General features: G+C 28.5%; 1 protein-coding gene. It reads right to left on the reverse strand.

The genetic code is table 11. From position 1 onward, the window contains the following. Positions 1 to 260, reverse strand: a 260-nt coding sequence (locus SB764_RS41815) for a hypothetical protein (protein WP_410867008.1), incomplete at both ends; no start/stop codon positions are given.

Raw genomic sequence — 260 nt, forward strand, 5'->3', positions numbered from 1 at the left:
CTCACTCTTAATAAGATTTTTAGTTACCGGATTAAAATAGTACGTCACAAAATAATCAGAAAGGCTATTTGTTGGTTTCAAATATATTTTGATCTTATCATTCTCATATGTATAAGTTTTGGTCCCTTGTACATAATCCTGAATATATAACACTTCCTTTATTGGTCTGTTATTTTGCAATGTATAGACATTGGTTAAATCAGAATCAAACGAATAACTTATTTTGGCTTCATTGCCTTGATAAGTTAAATAGGTATATG

The organism is Paraburkholderia sp. SIMBA_027, from assembly GCF_046535315.1.
GTDB classification, from domain to species: Bacteria; Pseudomonadota; Gammaproteobacteria; order Burkholderiales; family Burkholderiaceae; genus Paraburkholderia; species Paraburkholderia tropica.